Genomic DNA, 2180 nt, shown 5'->3' with positions numbered 1-2180 from the left:
TTCTTGATGGCTCGTCCCGGTGGGGTGCCATCCGCTTTGTAGTCGGGCCCGGCTAGGGCTGGCGGGGTGACTCTCAAGGCTAAGTCTATTTATGGGAAAGCTGCTCATTTTTGCCAAGTATTACTTTTTTATCTGGGCGGGCGAAGACCCGAATGAGCGGCTGCACGTTCACATCTACCGCACCAATAGCAAAAACGCGAAGGGGGCTAAATTTTGGCTGGATGATCTGTCTCTGTTTGACAGAGGGGACTTTTCCGACCGGGAACTGAGCCAGATAGAGAAGGATTTGAAGAAACACCTAACCTTGGTAAAGAGTCAGGTGAAGAAATTGTTGAGTGGAGAAAAGGTTAAAGCGATTAAGATCAGATAATTATGAGTAACAAACTGATAAACCTAAAATTTCCCCGTGGCTACGTGGAAATGTACTTCGAGGATGGAAAATGTCTGAGGGTACCCGTGCGATTGGTGCCGGAAATCAAGCGGATGACGGAAAAGCAACGTCGCGAATGGCAGATTCTGGACGGCGTGGGATTCACCTTCAAGTCGTCGGACACGGGTTTTCACTTGAAGCAGTTCGGGGTGCAGGCGTAAGAGCGGACTCTGGTTGTACGCCTATTTGGACAAACTGCTTGCTTGCTGGCGAAAGTAAAGCTGCTTACCGAGAATGAACAACGTTGGGCGTAAAGTTGGTGGCGGGGCCGTTAAAAACGGCCCACTATGTTTAGTACGCAGTTTTACAAACTCCGCACAACGGGGAAATGACAAAAAGGGTTTATATAGATACTTCCGTCGTAGGTGGGCAGTTCATGAAGAATTTTCCGATGATACCATCCCTTTCTTTGAAGCGGTAGATCAAGGTTCATTCATTATCATCGTTTCTGACCTGCTGGAAGCAGAACTACTGAGGGCACCAAAGCACGTTAGGGAATTCCTAAATATGCTTCCTGTCCAACAAATCGAGAAAATCCGACCAACGCGGGAAGAGAGTGAACTTGCTGATCGTTATATTGTTGCCAAGGTAGTTGGGCAAACAAGCCGCGCGGATTGTCAGTATATCGCAATAGCTACAATTACCAAAGCTGATGTCTTGGTCAGCGACCGTCGCCCGGTTGGAATTTTAAACACATCGTAAATCTCGACAAAATACGAGGCTACAACGGCGTCAACTACCAGCTAGGCTACAACATGATCGAAATCAGAACACCAAAAGAAATTATCAGCCATGACAACCACGACCTATAAATCAGAAAAAGGCTTAGTGAAAAACCTGCGGAAAATCCGTGATGAATTAAGCGCTGAAATCAAGAATATGTCTTTTGAACAGGAACGCGCCTATTTGGACAAACTACTTGCTGCCGAAAGTAAAGCTGATTACCGAGAATGAACAACGTTCGGCGTAAACTTGGTGGCGGGGCCTTTACAAAAGGCCCGATATATTTAGTACGCAGTTTTACAAACTCCGCACAACTGGAGTAAAGGGCATTCGGAACACTCCGCCGAACTGGGTGCGGCCCGGCTAGGGTTAACGGGAATTGCAGAATTGACCCATAACCCTATGCCCCAGTAATTTCAAAGATGATGCAAAGATTGTATTTGGACACATCGGTATTTGGCGGCTATTTCGATGAAGAATTTGCTGAATTTACCATCCCCCTATTTGAGAGACTCAACGAAGGGAAATTCATTCTGCTATTCTCATCGGTAACCCAAGACGAACTTACCGACGCTCCTCCAAGGGTGCGAAATTTGGTTATAGAAATAAAAGCCGGGTTTACAGAGTTTTTGGAAGTGGAGGACATATCAGTCGATCTTGCCACTAAATACATTTCAGAAAAAGTAGTCGGACCGACGAGTTATGCGGATTGTTTACACATTGCCCTGGCGACAATTGCCAAGGCAGACTATCTAGTGAGTTGGAATTTCAAACATATTGTAAACGTTCAACGGATACGAGGCTACAATTCTGTAAATGTCAGCAGCGGATATCAGGAATTGGAAATTCGTTCACCAAGAGATTTTATGGGTTATGGAAACAACAACTAAAAAAGAGTTTGATGCAGTAGAGTATATGCGTCAACAGAGAAACGCAATAAGCGAGAAGTTGTCAAAAATGACAAAGGCAGAGGTCGTAGCATATTTCAAGCGAAAGGAGCCGAAAGCAAAAGTCCAACCCAGCGCGT

At 45.6% G+C, this 2180-nt stretch carries 5 protein-coding genes; all 5 read left to right on the top strand.

Annotation, left to right across the window (positions count from 1 at the left end):
• Positions 1–91: 91 nt before the first annotated feature.
• The 5 genes from ACEW8P_RS22405 to ACEW8P_RS22385 all read left to right on the top strand — a co-directional run bounded on the left by ACEW8P_RS22405 (position 92) and on the right by ACEW8P_RS22385 (position 2043).
• Positions 92–370, top strand: coding sequence for a DUF4160 domain-containing protein (locus ACEW8P_RS22405; RefSeq protein ID WP_373515298.1), 279 nt, complete (start codon positions 92–94; stop codon positions 368–370).
• Between the two features lie 2 nt (positions 371–372).
• On the top strand, positions 373–591 hold the full coding sequence (locus ACEW8P_RS22400) for a hypothetical protein (RefSeq protein WP_373515297.1): 219 nt from the start codon (positions 373–375) through the stop codon (positions 589–591).
• A gap of 73 nt (positions 592–664) precedes the next feature.
• Positions 665–1132: a hypothetical protein gene (locus tag ACEW8P_RS22395; protein WP_373515296.1), complete on the top strand. Its 468-nt coding sequence runs from the start codon at positions 665–667 to the stop codon at positions 1130–1132.
• Between the two features lie 90 nt (positions 1133–1222).
• Positions 1223–1384, top strand: a complete 162-nt coding sequence (locus ACEW8P_RS22390) for a hypothetical protein (RefSeq protein WP_373515295.1) — start codon at positions 1223–1225, stop codon at positions 1382–1384.
• Between the two features lie 191 nt (positions 1385–1575).
• Complete coding sequence (locus tag ACEW8P_RS22385) at positions 1576–2043, top strand: type II toxin-antitoxin system VapC family toxin (RefSeq protein ID WP_373515294.1); 468 nt, start codon at positions 1576–1578, stop codon at positions 2041–2043.
• Positions 2044–2180: the final 137 nt, after the last annotated feature.

Source organism: Persicitalea sp. (genome assembly GCF_041751555.1).
Taxonomy (GTDB): domain Bacteria; phylum Bacteroidota; class Bacteroidia; order Cytophagales; family Spirosomataceae; genus Persicitalea.
This window is presented reverse-complemented; position numbering and strand designations above follow the sequence as displayed.

Coding starts and splice junctions, on each gene's coding strand:
- ACEW8P_RS22390 (WP_373515295.1), top strand. CDS start 1,223: ATGACAACCACGACCTATAAATCAGAAAAAGGCTTAGTGAAAAACCTG.
- ACEW8P_RS22385 (WP_373515294.1), top strand. CDS start 1,576: ATGATGCAAAGATTGTATTTGGACACATCGGTATTTGGCGGCTATTTC.
- ACEW8P_RS22400 (WP_373515297.1), top strand. CDS start 373: ATGAGTAACAAACTGATAAACCTAAAATTTCCCCGTGGCTACGTGGAA.
- ACEW8P_RS22405 (WP_373515298.1), top strand. CDS start 92: ATGGGAAAGCTGCTCATTTTTGCCAAGTATTACTTTTTTATCTGGGCG.
- ACEW8P_RS22395 (WP_373515296.1), top strand. CDS start 665: ATGAACAACGTTGGGCGTAAAGTTGGTGGCGGGGCCGTTAAAAACGGC.